The organism is Legionella sp. ST3F1, assembly GCF_048553315.1.
GTDB lineage: Bacteria > Pseudomonadota > Gammaproteobacteria > Legionellales > Legionellaceae > Tatlockia > Tatlockia donaldsonii.
The window spans coordinates 1-214 of record NZ_JBLZIO010000110.1 but is presented as its reverse complement, the minus strand read 5'-3'; the positions used below and the strand labels follow the sequence as shown (position 1 = coordinate 214).

The window sequence follows — 214 nt, the reverse complement described above, 5'->3', positions numbered from 1 at the left end:
GGGTAAAGGTACCGTAGGTGCCTGCCACAGAAGGCTGGGCGATAAAACTGGATTGGCCGGCATCGACATCGGCAATGCCGAGCGTACCACTACTAGTCAGATTACCACTGGTGACATTGACATCTTCAGTCACCGTACCGGTAGACACCCCGGCAATTACCGGGACATCATTGGTACCCTGGATGGTCACAGTGACCGTTTGACTGGCACTGCC

1 protein-coding gene is annotated in these 214 nt (G+C 55.1%); it reads right to left on the bottom strand.

The window, feature by feature from the left end:
- Window positions 1–214, bottom strand: a 214-nt coding sequence (locus ACN4Z1_RS16120) for a VCBS domain-containing protein (RefSeq protein ID WP_419413508.1), incomplete at both ends; no start/stop codon positions are given.